Raw genomic sequence first — 18,895 nt, 5'->3', positions numbered from 1 at the left:
CGACAAGTGCCAGGCACTTGTCGATTTCGATTATTTGGTTTGGGGATTTGATTTATTATTTGTATAATTATTGTGTTTCAATAATATATTCATAAAGCACTACAGCATGATTATGTATTTCGTCTTTGGCAGCATATAAAAGAGTGACATTTGATTGTTCTGATTGTTGCTTTAAATATGCTATTTTTTCTTGCTTTTCAGGATGTAATTGTAATTCGTTTAAATAGGTTTCCCGAAATACTAAAAAACGCTCAGGTTTGTGGCAAAACCATTTGCGTAGCTCAGAACTTGGAGCTACCTCTTTTGCCCATAAATCAATGTTTGCCTTCTCTTTTGATACACCTCTAGGCCATATACGATCAATTAATACCCGGTAGCCATCATCAGCCGTTGCTTTTTCATATATTCGTTTTATTCTAAATGAATGACGCATATACGTACCTCCCCTCCATTTATTATTAACTTCTTACCTACGCTAATAAAGCATCGATTCTTTCAACTTTTAACAGAATTGCAATAGTCTAGCAATATTATTATGTTAAACTTGTTTTATTAATATAGTACATAAAAACAACTAGATTGTAAGAGGTGCACAAGTTGGATATTAAACATTTACAATATTTTATCGAAGTAACTAAATATAATAGCTTTTCACTGGCCGCAGATCATCTATATATTACACAGCCGACGATAAGTAAAATGATCAAAAACCTTGAAATTGAGCTAGGATTCCCACTTTTTGAGCGGACTAAAAAAAACCTTACACTAACAGATGCTGGACAAGTTATTTTAGAGCAAGCTAAATTAGTGGACAAAGCTTTTCGCAACCTTGAGCTTGAATTAGACAACTTGTCAGGATTACAAAAAGGACATATTCGAATCGGCTTACCACCTATTTTTGATGCGCATCTTTTTCTTAAAACAATAGGAGCTTTCCATGAAAAATATCCCAATATTACCTTTCAATTCATGGAAGAAGGTTCAAAAAAAATTGAAGAAGATGTAAATAATAACTTGCTCGATATCGGTATCGTTGTCCTGCCAACAAAAAATGAGCTCTTTAATCATTTTACAATACTGGAGGAAGATTTAATGCTACTTCTTCATCCTTCACATCGCCTTGCATCATCGGAACAAGTACATTTGGCAGAACTTGAAAAGGAATCCTTCATCTTACTGAATAAAAATTATGTTCTGCATGACCGCATTATATTCGCTTGCAACAGTGTGGGCTATAATCCATACATTGTTTCCGAAACTACACAATGGCCATTTATTGAAGATATGATCGCCGCAAAACTTGGAATATCGTTATTACCTAAAAGTATTTGCAATCATTTAAACCAACAGAAAGTCAAAGCAGTCAAAATTTCAAATCCCCCGCTGAAGTGGAAACTTGCAATCATTTGGAATAAACATCAATATCTTTCAATTGCTACAAAAGCTTGGTTACAGTTTTATAAAGAACAACATATATTACTTCAGGAAGTAAAACCAATGAACCAAATGCTTAATTTAGAAAAAGAATGAGGAAATTTCAGTAAGTAGTTCGGTTGTGAAGTAGAAAAATCGAATTCATAAGGTTAATATCACGGTAAATCGGAAACTTTTGGACAACAAAATCACACAGAAAAACGCAGAGGTTTTAGCCCTCTGCGTTTTTAATAATCCTGTTCTTCCACAAATATCGTTAATAGAGATTTGATCTATATTTTTAGTATAAACAAACTTAAGTCCACCGACTCGTTGGATTGTTTGAGTAACATCATTTGCTTCTGGTTTAACTCCTTTTGTTTCGAGTTTATTGACATTAAAAATTGTTCCAGCAGAACCTGTATCAATTAAAACATTTTCTAATTTTATGCTTTGCCCACGAAATGTTACAGTAGCCTCTAAAAATGGGAATTCTGATAATTCTTTTATCTTAATCATATTTTTCTTAGCCCTGTCCATTTCTTCTCACGTATATCTAAACAACTCACTCTTCTCGTGTTGTAACTTTTCACTCAATTTATCTATAAATATTCATTTTATACCATTCCCCATCTTTAATAATAGTAAGTTTAACAACTGACTGGACAGGAAGCTTGTTAAGTTAATATTCTCTAGGATTTAAACAAAAAACAGGTTTATAGGCCCTGCTAAATGCTACTTGTGAAGAATAATCGTAATTTCAAAGGCAAACATCATTAATTTTCTTATTATTCGCCAAGTCTTCCATTGATAAATACAAAATCTTCTAAGAAGATTATAACGCCTAATTTTATACCTGTTACTTGGTGAAATTTAAAGAAAAATAACAAGAGGAATATCCTATAAATTTGATAGTTCATCTAATGAAAATACATTTTTTAACTCATTGCAAAAATGACCAATTCCTTTACTGAATTAGTCATTTCCTTCTATCTATAATATTGGAAAAATAATAATTTGCTCTTTTAACGCATTTTCTTCATTAATATTTAATTATGTCTGGCACCGGTATCATAGATATTCAGCGGGGATCCATACCTGAGTCTTAATAAAAAGGATAATTAGGATAATACCCTGGATAATAATTCAATAAACCAGTATCCCTATTTCGATAATCCAGTACATCTCTCTTCTTTTTCTTTTCTGGCTTATACCAACCTTTACTCTCGGCGACACCCAACCCAGTTTTAAGCGATACAACAAGCTTTCTTGTAGTTTCTATATCCTTGTGATGCGGAGGACCTTGTAAACACTTTTCTATTGCAGCAAAATTACCTGGAGTACGATCCCAACATTCAATCAAAGGCCATATATTAGTGTCTAACCAATCATATCCTGCATACATTACCATTATTATTCCAGCACCTAAAGTCGCTGATTGTAATGCAAGCATTAGCGGTATTGGTCGAGTCTGATAAAATACAGGAATGGCTTCACCAACACCTGGTACTACTCTATTCATTATATTAACTGTTTTCTCTGCTATTTCACGAAAACTCATGGCTGGAGTAGCATACTCTTTTAAGTTATGGAGTTTAATTGCTACATCACTTAAAAATTGTGCGACAGGATAGATCTCTTTTTCAAATGCTTTACCTGATAGAACATTTATTTCATTATAAATAGAATCCATAATCGACCGCGCACCAGATTGATCTGATGCACTCTCAAAAGCACGCAACTGTTCAATCAATGGTTTAACTTTCGTATTTAGAGCAAAAGCAATTTCAACAAGTACCTCATGAGGAACATAAACAGTTTCATCCTCTTCTACAGTGACTTGATCGGTAGTTGTACAAGTTCCATTGACGGCCGGGTTCTGACAATAGAAAACAGCGGCACTATAATCATACCATTGATCTTTATTCATATCATACAAATACCATTTTTTTTCATCCTCGTCATAATATGAATACATCTGACTTTTCTTATGATAATACCATCCACCTGGATATTCTAAGATATCTGAATTATCTTTCGACTCAACCCATTGTTGCTCTCTATAATATGAGCTTGAATCATTCATACTAAGGAACTCCTTTTCTATTAAAATTAAGAGCATGGCTTGTATTTTATTATGAACCTAAATACAAGTGACATCCGTTACAAGTGACATCATATTTAAAAGTTCATTCATATTAAGCCATCCACCGATACTTTCATATTGATCAGTACCATCAATCGTAAATGATAGTCTTAAGTTATTTGGAAGTGTCAACATAGCTGTTTTTCCAATACAATTTTGAACCTTTTGAACAGAATCAAGGGAAATTCCATTACATGTAATCGTATATGTCCCCATAGGAACATAAACTAACCCACCTCTAAAAAAATCATATGTGCTTAAAAAGGCCACAATATTGGTTCCATCTTGAAATGTGATCCTTCCCCATCTATTTTGACTGTGACAGGCAAGTATTTTATCTAATACATTATTTTGTCTTCTGAAATACCTATTTGGATAAATATACAAAATCATTCACCTTTCTTAGATAATTATAAATACTTATACATATATATGAGACCAAAAAGGGTTGGTGCCTGCTTTTCTTTTTTATAAAAGCTCTAGAATTGTTAATCATAAATGAGAAAGAAACGCTAACCCACAGTCAAAAGAACTTTCTATTTCAAACTCTTTTCCCTTATCTAAATAACCCCTGTAAAATTGGGTATTTTCCCTATTTCATTCGTCTAGTCCCCTACATAGTTATATAAGAAATCATTACATTAACAGGGAGGAAATCATATTGTTTTATTCTTATTGGCATCATCCCAATAGACAACATCTGCCTATGCAACCTGCACAGCCTGTACAGCCCTCACTTCCGCAAACTGGTCATTCACAACTTGGAGCCCTAACTAGCTACCTTCAACAATTACTGCCAATTATTACCCATCCAATTAGTCAAGGTGGTGGATATTACGCACCTCAAGTTCCTATTGGTGTAAATCCTAGTATTGAATTAGCCAAAAAACAGAGACAAACATATATCAACTTATATTTAGAAAACAATGCAAATTTCAACCATTGGGTAAGCCAACCGGTCAATATAATAAATGCATCACAACAGGCAGAATGGAATGCGAAATACTTGCAATTCTTAGATTTAGAAAATATGTATAAATCATTAATTAAACAAACAGAGGCTTTTTTAGCCCAAATGGGTTCCCCCGTTACCCCATATTTTAGTTCTTAGTGGAACAAGTAGCGTGTTATCTAACCTCTTTATAAACTGATATTAAACTGTGGGAACATTTAATATAAGACTGTTTACCTTCTGTAATTGAAGTTGATTTGCATTTCATGTAAAAAGGTATACTTAGTTATTCCTATAAGAAAAAAATCCCCTAAATATAGTGAAGTTTATTAATTCTCTATATTCAGGGGAATAAATAATTACAAAATTATGTTCCTAATGATTTATCTTTTTAATTGCCTTGAATTTCACAAACTTTGTAATGTTAACACTTTTTCAATCATAAGTTTTTATTTTAACGTTTGATGTCTGTTTTCTTCGTTGTTTGGAGAAAGGCTAGCATAACTCTTTCCGTTTTTACAGGATTACGAAAGCTTATCACCGCTCCTGAATCGGAAGCCTCCTGAATCGGAAGAGATCATTTGCCAGAGAATACTCGGAACTTATCCTTCAGTCGCCCACAGATTTCAGCCTTCTCGTCTCCACTCAGAGAAACGAGCAAATTTTAATGCAAACTCGCTTGTTAAAATGCTTGTAATGTTAATTTTTCTACCTCTGAACCGAACTAATTAGCAATTCATCCCTCATTTTTTTTGTAATTCTACTATTAGTGTCTACAACCTCCAATTGATAACTTCGAAAATACTAACATAGACAATATCTATATTAAACATGAAAACTATCCATTTTACATATTAAACCGATAGGTGTACTCTTGAAAAAACTATAAAATTCCGTGTACTTCTTTTTATTATCAAAACGAGGCCTTAGCGGAGCTATTAACAAAGGAGTTAACAAAAAATGTCTATTACAGTCAGCTATCATAATGATTTATTAATTGCCAAAGAAACGATGAATCAGCTTAAGAATTCATATCCACTTACATTTGAAAAATTGGAGCATATTGTACAGTTAACTAGAGCCTTACATTTTAAATATCAATATATGGGTTGTTTAATCATGGATGAAGAACCAGGTACAGCATGCCCTAATTTCGTTAGTGATTCTGTATTAAACCTATATAGTAGTGAAATAGAAAAATTAAAAAATGACAGCCATATACATATTATCAAACAAACGCTTAATAAATTAAATAAAGTTGGTTATGATAACATTAGTTTATTAGTGCTTGGAATTGAGCCCGAATCAATAGTCGGAATCGGAGCTTAAAATTTACAAAAAAAAACAAAATCGACAAGTGCCAGGCACTTGTCGATTTCCTTTTTCTTATATTCATAACATCAAACACCGATAAATTCTTTACTTCTAATTTCTGTTAGCTGATAATCGTTTTCTTCCCCGTAATTTTTAACAATATCTACTAATCTTGCATGGTGAGTAAAGAAAATAATCTGGGTTTTCTTTGATAATTCTAGCAATACTTTTAAAGTCTCGGTTGAGCGATTGTCATCAAAGTGAACGAGAATATCGTCAACAATCAATGGAATAGGCTCATTTTCCTCTGCATATTTCTCAATGCTCGCAATTCGAAGTGAAAGGTATAATTGATCTGTTGCACCATCACTCATGCCTGTAACTGGTACTTTGTCACCATTCTCTCGATAACCCATTAATACGGGTTGGTCTTTCTCATCATAGTCTACGATTAATCCAGCATAAGATTGTAGAGTTAGCTTAGCAAATAATTCACTAGCACGCTTTAAAATAGGGTCTTGATTTTGATTTCGATAATATTCAATTCCTTTTTGTAACAAAGTCGATGCCAGTTTCAACTGGATGTATTGATTCGTTAGATTCGCTAGCTGCGCTAATAAACTTTCTTTCTCTTGTTCAGATTTAACTGATGCGGTGTTATTGCCTTGAATTTTTTCCTCATACTCCTTCTTCACAACACCATGCTCTTGTTCTAGTTGTGAACGAAGTGGTTCAATTTCATCAAGCTTACGGTTGATTTCCTCTAGCTCAATACCGATGCTATCATGTTCGATATTTTCCGTTTCGTTCATGATCGCTTGAAGAGATAAACCATTACCAAGCTGCAGTAGCTCTTCTTCAATGTTTTTAAGGCTCAATTCATACTCTTTCTTAAGTGCAAATGTTCGTTCAACCTCTTCTAGTTGTTCTAAATCATCACAATGGGCTTGGTTGAGTAAATTCGTTAAAGTCGTTTCAGCATTCTCAATTTCGGAATTTGCATTTTTAATCGCCGTCTGAAGTTTCTTCAACTGACTAGAAATGTTTGTAATAGCCACTTCATCTTGCTTTGCTTGTTGAAGTGTGGCATGCAATTTATTTACTGCAAGATCCATGCTGTCTTGATCTAATTGGATATTTAAAGAGTTAAACATGTTTTCAACTTTATCTTTAAATTGATCAATTTGGCGCTTTATTGTGTCCTGATCTCTTTCTACCTTATTGAACTCGTCATATGCTTGTGCACATTGTTCATAAATAGTGAGTATGCGCTCTGCGACAGGTACTGGCGCTGTTTCTGAAATTGCCGTGCCCTTGATGCTTTCCGTCCAATCACTTTTCCAATTTCTTATTTTAGCTACAATCTCAGCTTTTTTAACTGTTATATGATCTACTCTGCGTTTAATTTCAGCGATACTATCTTGAAGACTTTTACGCTTAAATAAATCTGTTTGAATTTTCTTCAATTGTTTTTCAGCAATTGTTAATAATTCATCAAGTGATTTTTCTTCTAAAATTGGATTAATTTGCGAAAGAGCAGTTAGCAAGGATTGTTTATATTGCGTTATCTTACCTTCCAAATCTTTAATCATCGCTTTTGCTTTATTAAACTCATGCGACATTTCTTTGATTTTAACGAACTTTCTTAGCCATTCTTCCATCTCTTCTGGTGTTAACGGCGTAATGCCCGCAGGTTGCCAGAGCTTATTCCATTCGGTTTTCCATTTTGCAATTTCCTCGTTAATACATGCTTTCTCCTGCTCAAGTTCCACTATTTTCTTTTTACATATGCCAATATCTGCTAATCGCTTATTTTTTTCTCCGACCTTTGCTGCCTCGACTCTCATTTTATCTGCAATACCATCTGCATCCCGTACACTTTCTTCATAAACAGTTTCAATGGCTTGTCCTTTTGTATAGTCCTCTATACGCTCGTCCCACTTACCATCTTGTAACTTGGATAAAATAAATTGCCAACCTTGCTGACGAAAGGCCCGAACAATTTCTAACTTTTCCTCTGATGGAATTTCCGCCAATGATTCTAAAGCGCGAATAGCTTCTTCATGAATTTCAATGGTTTCTTGTTGATTATCAATTTGATCGCAAACTTTTTGGAGTTTTTGCAGCAACGTATTACGTTGTTGTTCAAATTTCTTAATTGTTTCTGTTAATCCAGGAACAGGAATGTTTACCAATTCATCATATGTTCCATTCCACTGAGGTAAATTTCTAAGTTCTTCAGCAATTTGCAATTCTTTTTGCTCATTATCATATATTAACGTTTTATACGTTGTTTCAATTTGACCTGCACGCTTTACCGTATCAATGACAATTTCTAAGTTATCAATGTTTGGTAAGTCAGCAAGTTGTTGAAGTTCAGCTTGTTTCTGCTGTAATTCTTCATTTATCTCCTGTTGTTCACTTTCAACTCTCTCAATGGTTTGATCAAGTAAAGGCTTTTGCTTACAAAGTGTGCGTATCGTTTCTTTTTTCGCTGCAGAAAGACGGAATAAATCAATGTTTGCAAGATTTGCATGTGTAGCATCAATTTCCTTCATTAAAGTAAGCACACGCTCTTCAAGTTGCTTTCGTTCACCAGCTAGTTTAGGTAAAAGCTGTTCATTATTTTGATAGGTTTGAACTTCCCGATAAAGACTATCAATAATCGTAGCTTGTTGGATAAGACCTTCTGGAATGACAATTCGATTTAAATCTTCCTGCAATGCTGTAATCTCTGCTTCTGCTCTATTTTTCTCTTTTGTCGATATTTCAAGCACTTGCTGTGCTCTTTGACGAATATCTTTAATATTTTCTGGTAAGCTAGGTACATCACCTAATTCGCTAAGCTTTTGTACCAATTCGCGTTGTTTAGCGATTTTCGGCAATGTCAGTTTAATACGTTGCAGTTTCTCTTGCTCACTTCGTAGCGTCTTGACTTGCTTAATCATCTCAGCAATTTCTTTTTTTCCCTCATTATATGTTCGCTCAAGATCTTTCCACGCTTGAATCTTTAATTGATGATCATTAATCTTCTTTTTTAACTCTTTAATTTGTTTAATAACTTGATTTAGTTCTGACTTTGTTGCTCTTTTTTTATAAAGATCTCCAGCTTTTTTCTCGAGTTCTTCAAACACTTTACGTAATATATTTATGCCGGAAGCAGCTGAAAACATACTTTCACCTAGATTTCCACCACTTTGAAGTAAGCTTTCACCACCTTCGCGCAACCGAATATGATCAAGAGCAAACATATTTAAAAATTGTTGCTCTGAAATGCCATTTAAAAAGTTTGTCACCAGCTCTTCGTTAACAGCGTCTCCATTGAGATCGAGGACTGTGTTTTTATTTCCTTTGCGACGAATAAACTGGAGTATATCGCCATTTGCTTTTTGGAGCTGACCTTCAATTCGTAGTTTTGCATTACTGTGAAGAAATGAATCATTGGTTTGTTGTGGAAATCCATATAGAAAATGGGTAATCGAGCGTAATGTTGTACTTTTTCCAGCCTCGTTAGGACCATAGATTAGATGGAAGTTTTTAGAAGCATCAAATAAAAGCTCGTAATCTGTGAAATGACCAAATGCCCGTAAATTTAAATAGTCAATTCTCATTACACTTCCACCTCCGTTTTCGTTAAATAATACAAAATTAAATCCTCGACTTCATTGATACGCATTTTAATAAATTCAACATCGCTTAAGTCTAATCCGTCCTCTCCTTGGCGGAGCTCATATGGCAGGACTGTTTGTATGTCCTGAAACTCGGAAAGTAGCTCGGATAATGTAACATCATCTTCGGAAACCGTCTTAATATAATCTAAAATAACGGCTACAGGTGTATGTTGTGCTTTTAATTCGTCGATATTAATAAAACGGCTTGTTTCAATTTTTACTTTTTCAACCCAAATATCCCCAGCACCAACCTCTATTGCGATTGTTCTAAGGTTATTAACGAAATGATCTTTTGCCACAATTAATTCTTGATGCAGTTTCGTTGCTCCATATATTTTAAATCGTACAGCTAAAAATCGTCCTTCTGCAAGCTGCAATGTTTGATCTAAAACGTTTCGAGTCTCTTCTAGTAAATCGTCAAAGCTTTCGATTCCACTCGCATCAATTTCACAAAGTTCCCAGCGCAATACATCTAGAGAAAGATGCGCAAGCTCTGAAATGACTCCATCTTCTACGATTACAAGGGTGCAGCCTTTGTCCCCAGTTTCTTTAATATGACGCCCCTGGATATTACCTGGAAATATAACCACAGGATCCTTTTCATGGAGAACTTCACGTAAATGGATATGTCCCAATGCCCAATAGTCATAGCCTTTTTCTTTCATATCATCAACCGAGCATGGTGCATATGTTTCATGACCTTCACGTCCTGTTGCACTGGTGTGTAAAATTCCAATATTGAGATAGCCTTCTTTTCGAGTTGGATAGTTCTTCACCAGATTTTCTTCAACCGAACGAGTTGCAAATCCCTGCCCATGGATGGCCACACCTAATTCATCTATTAGATATGATTCAGCTTGTTTTGTAGAAAATTCAACGACATTATCAGGTAACTTCAACTCTTTTGTTATTAAACTAGCAGCATCATGATTTCCACGGATAAGAAAGACCTTAATCCCTTCTTTTTGTAATCGAACCATTTGACTTACAAAAAATAATCCAGTATTGTAATCTTTCCAATCACCATCATATAAATCACCAGCAATAATAATAAATGAAACTCGTTTCTCGATGGCTAAGTCTACTAAATTCTTAAAAGCATCCCTCGTTGCACTACGAATTCTATCAACCGGTGCACCCTCGTACTGTTCAAGCCCTGTTAGCGGACTATCTAAATGTATATCTGCAGCATGTATAAAAGAAAAGTTCAAGCCCATCCCCTCCCAACTAATTCACTCTACAACTTCTATCTATATAATCAAAAAACCTTTAAGTTCAACTAATTGTCACAAACTTTCAATGTTTACTAGAAAAAACTAAAACAGAACATATGTCCCACTACACACTATCTTACCATCATTCTATGGTGCCTGTCACTTGTCGAAATTTGCTGTATATTCCTCAAAGAATTCAGCTATTTAATGCTTATTTTACAAACCACTCCCTAATTGAACTATACATAGATGGCTCTACGTTATCTGACAATAAAACAGCATGAAATCCCGATGTGTTGACGATATCAACCTCATCTATTCCCTCAAATGTAACAATTGAATAATCTTCGTATGGAGTTTGAATGATATCTTTAATTACCTTTTTTCCTTTATACTCTTTAATGATTTTTTCCATATCGGCATCACTTAATGTCCATTGCGTTGTTGTCTGTTCATCCTTTAACATTGATCCATTTTGACCTACTTTTTTATGATTATGCTCAAAGTTGATTCCACCGTTTAATTTATTATTAATATTATCTAATAGTTTAATAACCTCTGAAAAACCTATAAATAACATTCCAATTAAAAAGCCCACCAAAGCCCATGAGAAAAATATAGAAGGAATAAACGTACCAGGATAATCAGATTCAGGTCTTGCAAATAAAAAACCAAGAATAATACCTACAATCATCTCGGCAACACCAATATAAAACAAAATATTTGATACAATATTTCTAGTTTTCAAAACATCACTCCTTTACACCATATTTTACCACACGAACCTATCGGTAAAGAGTGTCATTTTTCCCATACGCGCATTGGTTGTTTCTGTATGTTTGTTTAGATAAAGACGCAAAAAAATCCTCTAGGTAAAAGAGGATTAATTGAAAATATGTATTAGCTTTTAATGATGGTGATGGCCTTGCGGTTCTTTAGAAGGATTCGTAATTTCAAAACCTTCTTGTGGAACATAAAAGTATTTGATCCAAACTCCATCTAAAAATTCTTCACGTTTGTCTAATAGTACCTCAATTCCCTTGTCTGTTTGAACAATTTCATCATGCTCTGTCGGCGTGTCCAATTTCACATCATAATGCGCGTGATCGCCATGCATATATGTAATGAAAACTCGAACCTTTTTACCTTCTCCTCCAGGACTGTTCAGCATTTCTGTTAACTTTTTTTCTGCATTTCGATTAATCTTGCATTTCATAGTCTGTTCCTCCATGATTCTTCTATGTATTTATTTACATACCTATTTTACCCAATTAACATAGGCTAGATAATTTAATATATACGCCACTTACATAAACTTGTCCACTATTATGTATCTATTTTGCTACAAAATATGGAAAAGAAGGCGATTTGCTTCTTTTCCAATTATTACAAAAATTAACCTTTTATCCCTATAAGCCATTCTCTGTAACAATCAGGACAAAGCGGCTTATCTACATAATCATTTTCTTCTTTAAAAAGACCATGATAATATAGTTCTTCAATTGTGTTGTTGCAGTAAAAACAATGCTCATCCAATTTTCATTCCCCCTATTGACAAGCTTAACTATAGGTTGTGCAGCGAGAATGAAAATTACGAAGGTATTTTAATGTCATACTTTGAAAAATATGCTTGTTTCTGCAGAAGTTTATTAGGAAATACTAGCAGTGTCTATCGTTTTGTTTGTTATTAATTACAAATTACAAATTTTAACCATACTTTATGGAACAGCCTTTTTCGGGAATGGTAACGCACCATTTGTCCGCATTCTGTTTTTGCCGGACATTCAATTCCTTATACTCACAAAAAACAGGGCTTTGCGGAGTTTTCCGGACATTGAATACCTTATTTAGTTCTTTTCAGCATCTGGTGACCTTGTTTAGATAAAATAGCGTACTCCATGTCCGCATTACTCTGTGAAACAGCCTTTTTTGGGTAAATAACGAACCATATGTCCACATACTGTTTTTGCCGGACATTCAGTTCCTTATACTCACAAAAAACAGGGCTTTGCGGAGTTTCCCGGACATTGAATACCTTATTTAGTTCTTTTCAGCATCTGGTCACCTTGTTTGGATACAATAGCGTACTACATGTCCGCATTCTGTTTTTGCCGGACATTCAGTTCCTTATTCTCACAAATTACGGGGCTTTGCGGAGTTTTCCGGACATTGAATACCTTAGTTCTTTTCAGCATCTGGTGACCTTGTTTAGATAAAATAGCGTACTCAATGTCCGCATTACTCTGTGAAACAGCCTTTTTCGGATAAATAACGAACCATATGTCCGCATACTGTTTTCGCCGGACATTCAGTTCCTTATTCTCACAAATTACGGGGCTATACGGTGTTTTCCTCAGCTATTATATCTTGGATAATTTCAATATGAAAAGCGGCCCATGCTTTTTCGCGAAAATGCAAAACTACGCTTGTAGTAAGAGCAAAAAAGTAGATAAAGCCAAATATTGCCCAAAGAAAACTTCCATCTTGAAATAAAATCTCTTGTAATTGCTTTGAAAACAGAAATAAAAACCACGGTATCGCTGTTACAAAGATGGGAATAATTCCTGAACCATTTTTTTCTTTTATCATCCGATAATAAACTTTTTTCAATGTTTGACGATCTAAAGATCGATAAAAATTTACTATTTCATCGATTTCATCTAAATCCTTAATCTGTAAGAAAGATTCGGAACTGCTTGCTTTCTTTCTTAATTGAAGATACACTTTATGAGCATCACCACGAAATGATAACATCGGTCTAAAACAACCCTCTCTATTGGAAGTAATTTTCTATTAAAATGTTTTAATTACTTCAGTTACCTATTTTTAACAAATAGCATGAGTTTATGTATAAAGAAGTTTTTAAAAGAAAATATTTTACCTAATAATAAACCAATATGCACAGATAATCCCTAAATCGGCTAATAAATGGCTTATGATTGATCCAATGATAGAATTTGTTTTTTCACGTAAATAACCCCAAAAAATCCCTGCTAAAAATACAGATATAACTGCTATTGCCCTAAGCGGCATTTGAAATATTGGAATTACAATTAATAAATGATACAGTGTATAAAAAAACGAAGTAATTAAATTGGCATAAATTGCTTTCATTCCTGCTTTTAGTTTTTGGTACATAAAACTACGCCAGTAAACCTCTTCGAGAATAGGATTCACGACAAGTAAAATAATAATTAATCCAATAACAGCCCTACCAGTAAACCCCCATTCGTCTAATATAGATTGGATATGATCTACGTCAATAATAGAGGGATGAAGCAACAGTAAGCCGCCAAACACAAAGCTTAAAGATAGTAAGCCACTTAAAATTCCAACTGAAAATATATTTTTTGAATCACCCCTGATCGATCCCAAAAGAATAAACTTTGTTTTCTTTTTTTCGAGCAAAGGAACAATCAACAACCAACAGTAAAACAATAGAAAGGTAATAAAAATATTACTTAAAAGCTGTAGTCCTACATAAATCATAATTGTAGGAACAAGTAAGAGATGCATGTTTTTCATCAAAATCTTCTCCATTAATTAATAAGTAATACATACTCATTATCATAAACGCATTAAATGAAATAGCACTCAATGACTTAGCTTGTATTAGCTTTGCCATTAGAGTGCTATTTTAGTTTAACCTATATTTTATCATAAAATTTACGAACTAAAAATTCTCAAAAAACACACGAATGATGTCCGCACCTGCAATAAATGTCCCTAAAGAACTCCCTACATTCGCCAATACTACGATTAGTAAAATACGTGTAACTTTATTATTCCAAAACCCTTTTACACTGAATACATCTTCTGAAAGATTTTCAAAATCACGTACACTTGGTCGGCGTATATAAGCTTGTACAAATCCGGCAAACCATCCAGCAGCAAGCAATGGATTTAAGGATGTAATGGGTGCGGCTATAAAGGCTGTTAAAACCGCAAGTGGATGACCTAAAGCAATAGCGGTCCCAATTGCAGAAAGAGCTCCATTCCACAATACCCAACTTAGCGTTTGTTGCATCCCCGCAGAAGGATTTGCGTAAAACGTATATGCTATGATTGCAAGAATTAACACCGGTATTGACCAACCGATAATTTTAGGAACATTGGATTTAGGTGGTACTTGATTTAAAAGCTTCAAATCATGATCTTTTTTGATTTCTTCTTTAATACCTGGAACATGAGCCGCACCAAGAACCGCAACAATTTTTTCACCGGGTGCCTCTCTAATTTTCTGCGCTAAATATTGGTCTCTTTCATCAATTAGCGGAGTTTTTAATCTAGGAAAAGACTCTGTAAATTCGTTCAGCATTGCATCGAGCATATCCTGAGATTTCAACTTTTCAAGATCTTCCTCTGATATGCTTTCATTACTTACAATACTAAATAAAATTTGCGTAAGTAATTTACCTTTTCCCAAAAATCCGACGCCATTCCAAATCCGCGCAAATGTAATTTGAATATTTCGGTCAGCTAGGACTAGTTCAGCCCCTACTTCTTTTGCTGATTCAATTCCTTGAATCATTTCCTGACCTGCTTTTATTCCAAACTGTTTGGCCATGCGGTTCTGGAAAGATGAAATAGCTAGGTTCATCAGCAATAACGTTGCTTTCTTTTCCTTAATAACCTTAAATATGTCCATATCCTTCCACTTATTGCCTTCTTGGATGGATTTATATCTTTGTTCATCTAATTCTATACAAACAGAATCTGGTTTTTCACTTTCGATAACTTCTTTTACTAATTCAGCACTTTGTTTTGAAACGTGTGCAGTACCAACTAATATGTATTCCTTACCGTCTAATTCAATTCTAGTTATGCTCTCGTGTTCAACTGCCATACATTACCTTCCTTTTATAGCGTTAACTGCCTCTGTTCGGTTCCTTTTTATGTAACCTCTTCATTATACAATAAAAACAAAGATTTGAATAAACGGAAACATTAATTATATAAACTTTTATATATTGGGCTAAAAAAACGAAATGGTAGAAGCTAGTATGCCCCTACCAAAAAGATAACAATTAACCCGTATATTCCCCTCTCAAATCCTACACTAAAAAGCCAAAACTAAAATATCTTTAAAATATCCCCATTAATAATCTCCATATTAAAAAGAATACTGCGATTGAAAGACCTGCGTATATCGTACTTCTTTTAATTTTTGTACCTTTATCTCGAACACCAGCGCCATCGATGGATAATAACACGAGCGCAATGCCAAATAAAACAGTGAATAATATTAAGGTAGGTTTTTCCTCCTGTACATTTACTTCCCAATTAGCATCCGCCACATTGAACCCGTATATAGCAAATGCGATGATCACTAGTATAAAATAGGAATAAACAAGTTTAGTAAACAAACTCTTTTTCAAAGCAATCCTCCCCTCTGACCATCACTAATTATTGAATGGAATTGGTTTTATTGCTGCGCCGCTAGGCATTTGTGTAGCTCTTGGTTGATTTCCTGTTCCAGTTTCAGGCTTAGGATTTATATGTGACTGCGGTTCTGTATTAGAGTCTGGATTCATATCTGGCATAGACTCTGCACCGTTGCCTTGATTTACTTCAGGCTGTGGCTCCGTTTCACTTCCTTGATTCACCTCTGGTTGTGGCTCCGCTACACTTCCTTGGTCTACTTCAGGCTGCGGCTCTGCTCCGCTGCCATGATTTACTTCTGGCTGTGGCTCCGTTTCACTTCCTTGATTCACCTCTGGTTGTGGCTCCGCTACACTTCCTTGGTCTACTTCAGGCTGCGGCTCTGTACCACTGCCATGATTTACTTTTGGCTGTGGATCCGTTTCACTTCCTTGATTCACCTCTGGTTGTGGCTCCGCTACACTTCCTTGGTCTACTTCAGGCTGCGGCTCTGTACCGCTGCCATGATTTACTTTTGGCTGTGGCTCCGTTCCACTTCCTTGGTTTACCTCTGGCTGCGGCTCTGCTCCGCTGCCATGATTTACTTCAGGCTGTAGCTCCGTTTCACTTCCTTGATTCACCTCTCGCTGCCATTGTGGCTCAGCTCCGCTGCCTGGATTTACTTCAGGCTGTGGTTGTGACTCATTTCCACTTCCTTGTGTTCCTTCAGGTTTTGACTCGCCTCCACTAGACCCAGAGTTATTAGTAGGATTCTCACCGGGATTACGCAATGAATCTAACCCATCGCCTATACGTCCTTTTAAAGTTTCTTCAATAACTTTACCAATTGAATCGGAAGTAATATCATCCGGAACAAATCTATTAATGAATGGACTTAGCAATTTTGAAGAACCAACTGCGATCGCACCGCCAATAATAAAGTTTTCAAGACTTAGCCAGTCACCTTCTTTGAGACCACCTGAAAGCCAATTCTCTATTCCGCCCCAAATACCAATACCCGTTAGCAAAGTACCACTTAAGGCAACCCCTGGGAGGAAGATAGGTGCTAAAAGACCACCTGTAAGTCCGCCTAATAAACCATCAATCAACAAATCTTTAAAAGAAAATGTTGCTTCGCCTAATAAAACTAACATCAAATTCGAAACTATCCCTGCAGCAGAACCAATACCAGCACCTCTCAGCATAACGGACAATACATTTTGAACTGCATATGGTGCTGTAAGATTTCTCCAAAAAGTTGTTCCTTTCGTCCTTAACCACGGCCATGCCGTTCTTGTAAGCCAATTTTTAGCGGCAACTCCTTTACCTCTAAGCCAAGGCCATGCTGTTCCTTTTAGCCAATTCCAACCTGCTCTTGCTTGTCGAGCTACCCATGGTGCCGCTGTTCCTTTTATCCAATTCCAAGCCGCAGGAGCTGCTGTACCTCTTAACCAAGCAAAAGCACCAGTGGCTACACCAGCATATCCTAAAAGGCCACCAACTAATGAACTGCCTAAGGCTCCCCAAAAACTATAGTCGTCTCCTGCAAGCCATTGGTATAAAAATCCAGCACCAACAGCAAAACCGCCTATAATCGCCACTGTGCCCCAAGCTGGGAACGTTCCAACAACGATGACGATACCGCCGACAATCACGACTGTTGCGACGACACCGGCAATAATGGTTTGAACCCATTCATTATCCTTGAGCCATTCCCATGCATCGGCAACCCATGTATCTGCAAGCCAATCTTTAAAGTCTCCCCAGCCTTCTTTAAGGGTTTCACCAAACTCTTCTATTTTATTTAATGCTTGCTCTCCAAAATCTTTGATTCCATTTAATACTTTTTCATACCATGGTATGTCTCCACCGCCGCCATCTGCTGAATCTTTGCTATCACCAGGCTCGGTTTTGCTTATTTGTAGGTGTTCGGTTTCTACTTCCTCTACATTTGCAGAAACCGTTTGAACTATCAATAGTTGAAAGCTTAATAAAAATGCTAAGCTTATGAAAAGGGCAGCTTTAAATCCCCTATTTCGCACTAGCGCCACTTCTTCACCTTCCTTAAACATAACACTCTAGCAAGCTATTACTATGTGCTAACTACAAGAAATTTTACCTTTATATCCTTTTGGATCCCCAATTTTTGCTGATGATTCTGAGGTCACCGCAGGAACCATATTATCTGACACAGTCGTATATTTTCCTTTACGTTCTGTTTGAACATAAATCCGAAAATCTTCTGGAATAAATGTCATCTCAATCAATTTGTCATTTTGATTCTTTAAGGCATATTTTTCAGCTTCCTGTTCGGCTTCATCTAAGTGAAGCTTAACTGCGTTACATGCCATCTCATTCACTTCATCATCGTTGAAGAAAAATTTCATTGCTGTTTCCGCCGTCACTGATTCAGCATGATTCAAAATCCAAGCTTTAACATCACCCGGCATGGATTTCCCTAATTCGTTCTCGACAATCGTTACGAAATCATCCAACAGATCTTCAATCGGGTATGGATCCGGTCCTGTTCCGGCATTAAATGCATCCAATGCATCCTGGAAAAAATCATCCCAACGATCACCTAAATCATCCAGCGCTTCTTGTGTCTTATCCTGAAGGTCAATCCGCATATAACTATTGGCTGTTTTTGCAGCAGCCATTGCTGCAGCATCTGCACCTGTCTGTGTTACTCTTTTATTTATAAACACATTTGAAAAGTCAAAAAAAAGTAATCCTAAAAAGATGGCCGCTAGGACCATACAAACCATGATGATCACTGTTCCGCTTCCGCGTTCATTGTTTACTAGATTGTGTAACTCCATAT

18 protein-coding genes and 1 pseudogene are annotated in these 18,895 nt (G+C 35.6%); 3 read left to right on the top strand and 16 right to left on the bottom strand.

All coding sequences use genetic code 11. The annotated features are described in order from the left end of the window. Positions 1–67: 67 nt before the first annotated feature. Positions 68–433: a DUF488 domain-containing protein gene (locus tag C1724_RS23250; protein WP_102349142.1), complete on the bottom strand. Its 366-nt coding sequence runs from the start codon at positions 431–433 to the stop codon at positions 68–70. Positions 434–597: 164 nt separating this feature from the next. On the opposite strand from C1724_RS23250, the gene cidR reads away from it, so the two are divergent. Next, the gene (cidR, locus tag C1724_RS23245; protein ID WP_102349141.1) at positions 598–1,530 is read left to right on the top strand and encodes a cidABC operon transcriptional activator CidR; all 933 of its coding nucleotides are present in this window, start codon (positions 598–600) and stop codon (positions 1,528–1,530) included. A gap of 45 nt (positions 1,531–1,575) precedes the next feature. Here the strand turns inward: cidR and C1724_RS23240 are convergent, their stop codons facing one another. The 4 genes and pseudogenes from C1724_RS23240 to C1724_RS23230 all read right to left on the bottom strand — a co-directional run bounded on the left by C1724_RS23240 (position 1,576) and on the right by C1724_RS23230 (position 3,946). Further along, a complete protein-coding gene (locus C1724_RS23240; RefSeq protein WP_142386589.1) occupies positions 1,576–1,953 on the bottom strand; it encodes an aspartyl protease family protein in 378 nt (125 codons plus the stop codon). Positions 1,954–1,971: 18 nt separating this feature from the next. After that, a pseudogene (locus tag C1724_RS26495) lies at positions 1,972–2,376 on the bottom strand (helix-turn-helix domain-containing protein); the annotation flags it as partial. 142 nt (positions 2,377–2,518) lie between these two features. After that, positions 2,519–3,499, bottom strand: a complete 981-nt coding sequence (locus tag C1724_RS23235; protein ID WP_102349139.1) for a hypothetical protein — start codon at positions 3,497–3,499, stop codon at positions 2,519–2,521. Between the two features lie 57 nt (positions 3,500–3,556). After that, positions 3,557–3,946, bottom strand: coding sequence for a hypothetical protein (locus tag C1724_RS23230; protein ID WP_102349138.1), 390 nt, complete (start codon positions 3,944–3,946; stop codon positions 3,557–3,559). A gap of 274 nt (positions 3,947–4,220) precedes the next feature. On the opposite strand from C1724_RS23230, the gene C1724_RS23225 reads away from it, so the two are divergent. Both C1724_RS23225 and C1724_RS23220 read left to right on the top strand, forming a co-directional pair. Continuing rightward, entirely contained in the window at positions 4,221–4,670 is a 450-nt protein-coding gene (locus C1724_RS23225; RefSeq protein ID WP_102349137.1) for a hypothetical protein, read from the top strand. An 801-nt stretch (positions 4,671–5,471) separates the two neighbouring features. Then, the gene (locus C1724_RS23220) at positions 5,472–5,840 is read left to right on the top strand and encodes a hypothetical protein (RefSeq protein WP_102349136.1); all 369 of its coding nucleotides are present in this window, start codon (positions 5,472–5,474) and stop codon (positions 5,838–5,840) included. A 71-nt stretch (positions 5,841–5,911) separates the two neighbouring features. On the opposite strand, the gene C1724_RS23215 is transcribed toward C1724_RS23220, so the two are convergent. From C1724_RS23215 to C1724_RS23170, 11 genes are all read right to left on the bottom strand, one after another. Further along, positions 5,912–9,436 carry a YhaN family protein gene (locus tag C1724_RS23215; protein ID WP_102349135.1) on the bottom strand — a complete coding sequence of 1,175 codons (3,525 nt, stop codon included), beginning with the start codon at positions 9,434–9,436 and terminating at the stop codon, positions 5,912–5,914. Then, entirely contained in the window at positions 9,436–10,707 is a 1,272-nt protein-coding gene (locus C1724_RS23210; protein ID WP_102349134.1) for a metallophosphoesterase family protein, read from the bottom strand. The genes C1724_RS23215 and C1724_RS23210 overlap by 1 nt, the downstream gene beginning before the upstream one ends. Positions 10,708–10,921: 214 nt before the next feature. Continuing rightward, positions 10,922–11,458: a hypothetical protein gene (locus C1724_RS23205; protein WP_102349133.1), complete on the bottom strand. Its 537-nt coding sequence runs from the start codon at positions 11,456–11,458 to the stop codon at positions 10,922–10,924. A 159-nt stretch (positions 11,459–11,617) separates the two neighbouring features. Beyond that, positions 11,618–11,926, bottom strand: coding sequence for a heme biosynthesis protein HemY (locus C1724_RS23200; RefSeq protein ID WP_102349132.1), 309 nt, complete (start codon positions 11,924–11,926; stop codon positions 11,618–11,620). A 179-nt stretch (positions 11,927–12,105) separates the two neighbouring features. Continuing rightward, the gene (locus C1724_RS25840) at positions 12,106–12,246 is read right to left on the bottom strand and encodes a hypothetical protein (RefSeq protein ID WP_180994425.1); all 141 of its coding nucleotides are present in this window, start codon (positions 12,244–12,246) and stop codon (positions 12,106–12,108) included. 801 nt (positions 12,247–13,047) lie between these two features. Further along, the gene (locus C1724_RS23195) at positions 13,048–13,464 is read right to left on the bottom strand and encodes a hypothetical protein (protein WP_102349131.1); all 417 of its coding nucleotides are present in this window, start codon (positions 13,462–13,464) and stop codon (positions 13,048–13,050) included. Between the two features lie 123 nt (positions 13,465–13,587). Continuing rightward, positions 13,588–14,235 (bottom strand): CPBP family intramembrane glutamic endopeptidase, encoded by a 648-nt coding sequence (locus C1724_RS23190; protein ID WP_180994424.1) that lies wholly within the window; start codon positions 14,233–14,235, stop codon positions 13,588–13,590. A gap of 148 nt (positions 14,236–14,383) precedes the next feature. Continuing rightward, on the bottom strand, positions 14,384–15,556 hold the full coding sequence (locus tag C1724_RS23185; RefSeq protein ID WP_102349129.1) for a TraB/GumN family protein: 1,173 nt from the start codon (positions 15,554–15,556) through the stop codon (positions 14,384–14,386). 238 nt (positions 15,557–15,794) lie between these two features. After that, positions 15,795–16,088 carry a hypothetical protein gene (locus C1724_RS23180; protein WP_102349128.1) on the bottom strand — a complete coding sequence of 98 codons (294 nt, stop codon included), beginning with the start codon at positions 16,086–16,088 and terminating at the stop codon, positions 15,795–15,797. Between the two features lie 24 nt (positions 16,089–16,112). Beyond that, positions 16,113–18,122: a hypothetical protein gene (locus C1724_RS23175; protein ID WP_102349127.1), complete on the bottom strand. Its 2,010-nt coding sequence runs from the start codon at positions 18,120–18,122 to the stop codon at positions 16,113–16,115. Between the two features lie 48 nt (positions 18,123–18,170). Next, positions 18,171–18,893, bottom strand: a complete 723-nt coding sequence (locus tag C1724_RS23170; protein WP_102349126.1) for a pilus assembly protein TadG-related protein — start codon at positions 18,891–18,893, stop codon at positions 18,171–18,173. Positions 18,894–18,895: the final 2 nt, after the last annotated feature.

The organism is Bacillus sp. Marseille-P3661, from assembly GCF_900240995.1.
In the GTDB taxonomy this organism is placed as follows: domain Bacteria; phylum Bacillota; class Bacilli; order Bacillales; family Bacillaceae_J; genus OESV01.
The sequence above is the reverse complement of the archived record's forward strand: the minus strand, read 5'-3'. Positions and strand labels throughout refer to the sequence as shown.

What these genes read in the sequence shown, in the direction of transcription:
- C1724_RS23250 (WP_102349142.1), bottom strand. Translation starts at nt 433, where the DNA reads ATGCGTCATTCATTTAGAATAAAACGAATATATGAAAAAGCAACGGCT.
- C1724_RS23220 (WP_102349136.1), top strand. Translation starts at nt 5,472, where the DNA reads ATGTCTATTACAGTCAGCTATCATAATGATTTATTAATTGCCAAAGAA.
- C1724_RS23200 (WP_102349132.1), bottom strand. Translation starts at nt 11,926, where the DNA reads ATGAAATGCAAGATTAATCGAAATGCAGAAAAAAAGTTAACAGAAATG.
- C1724_RS23235 (WP_102349139.1), bottom strand. Translation starts at nt 3,499, where the DNA reads ATGAATGATTCAAGCTCATATTATAGAGAGCAACAATGGGTTGAGTCG.
- C1724_RS23195 (WP_102349131.1), bottom strand. Translation starts at nt 13,464, where the DNA reads ATGTTATCATTTCGTGGTGATGCTCATAAAGTGTATCTTCAATTAAGA.
- C1724_RS23185 (WP_102349129.1), bottom strand. Translation starts at nt 15,556, where the DNA reads ATGGCAGTTGAACACGAGAGCATAACTAGAATTGAATTAGACGGTAAG.
- C1724_RS23170 (WP_102349126.1), bottom strand. Translation starts at nt 18,893, where the DNA reads ATGGAGTTACACAATCTAGTAAACAATGAACGCGGAAGCGGAACAGTG.
- C1724_RS23215 (WP_102349135.1), bottom strand. Translation starts at nt 9,436, where the DNA reads ATGAGAATTGACTATTTAAATTTACGGGCATTTGGTCATTTCACAGAT.
- C1724_RS23240 (WP_142386589.1), bottom strand. Translation starts at nt 1,953, where the DNA reads ATGGACAGGGCTAAGAAAAATATGATTAAGATAAAAGAATTATCAGAA.
- C1724_RS23190 (WP_180994424.1), bottom strand. Translation starts at nt 14,235, where the DNA reads ATGAAAAACATGCATCTCTTACTTGTTCCTACAATTATGATTTATGTA.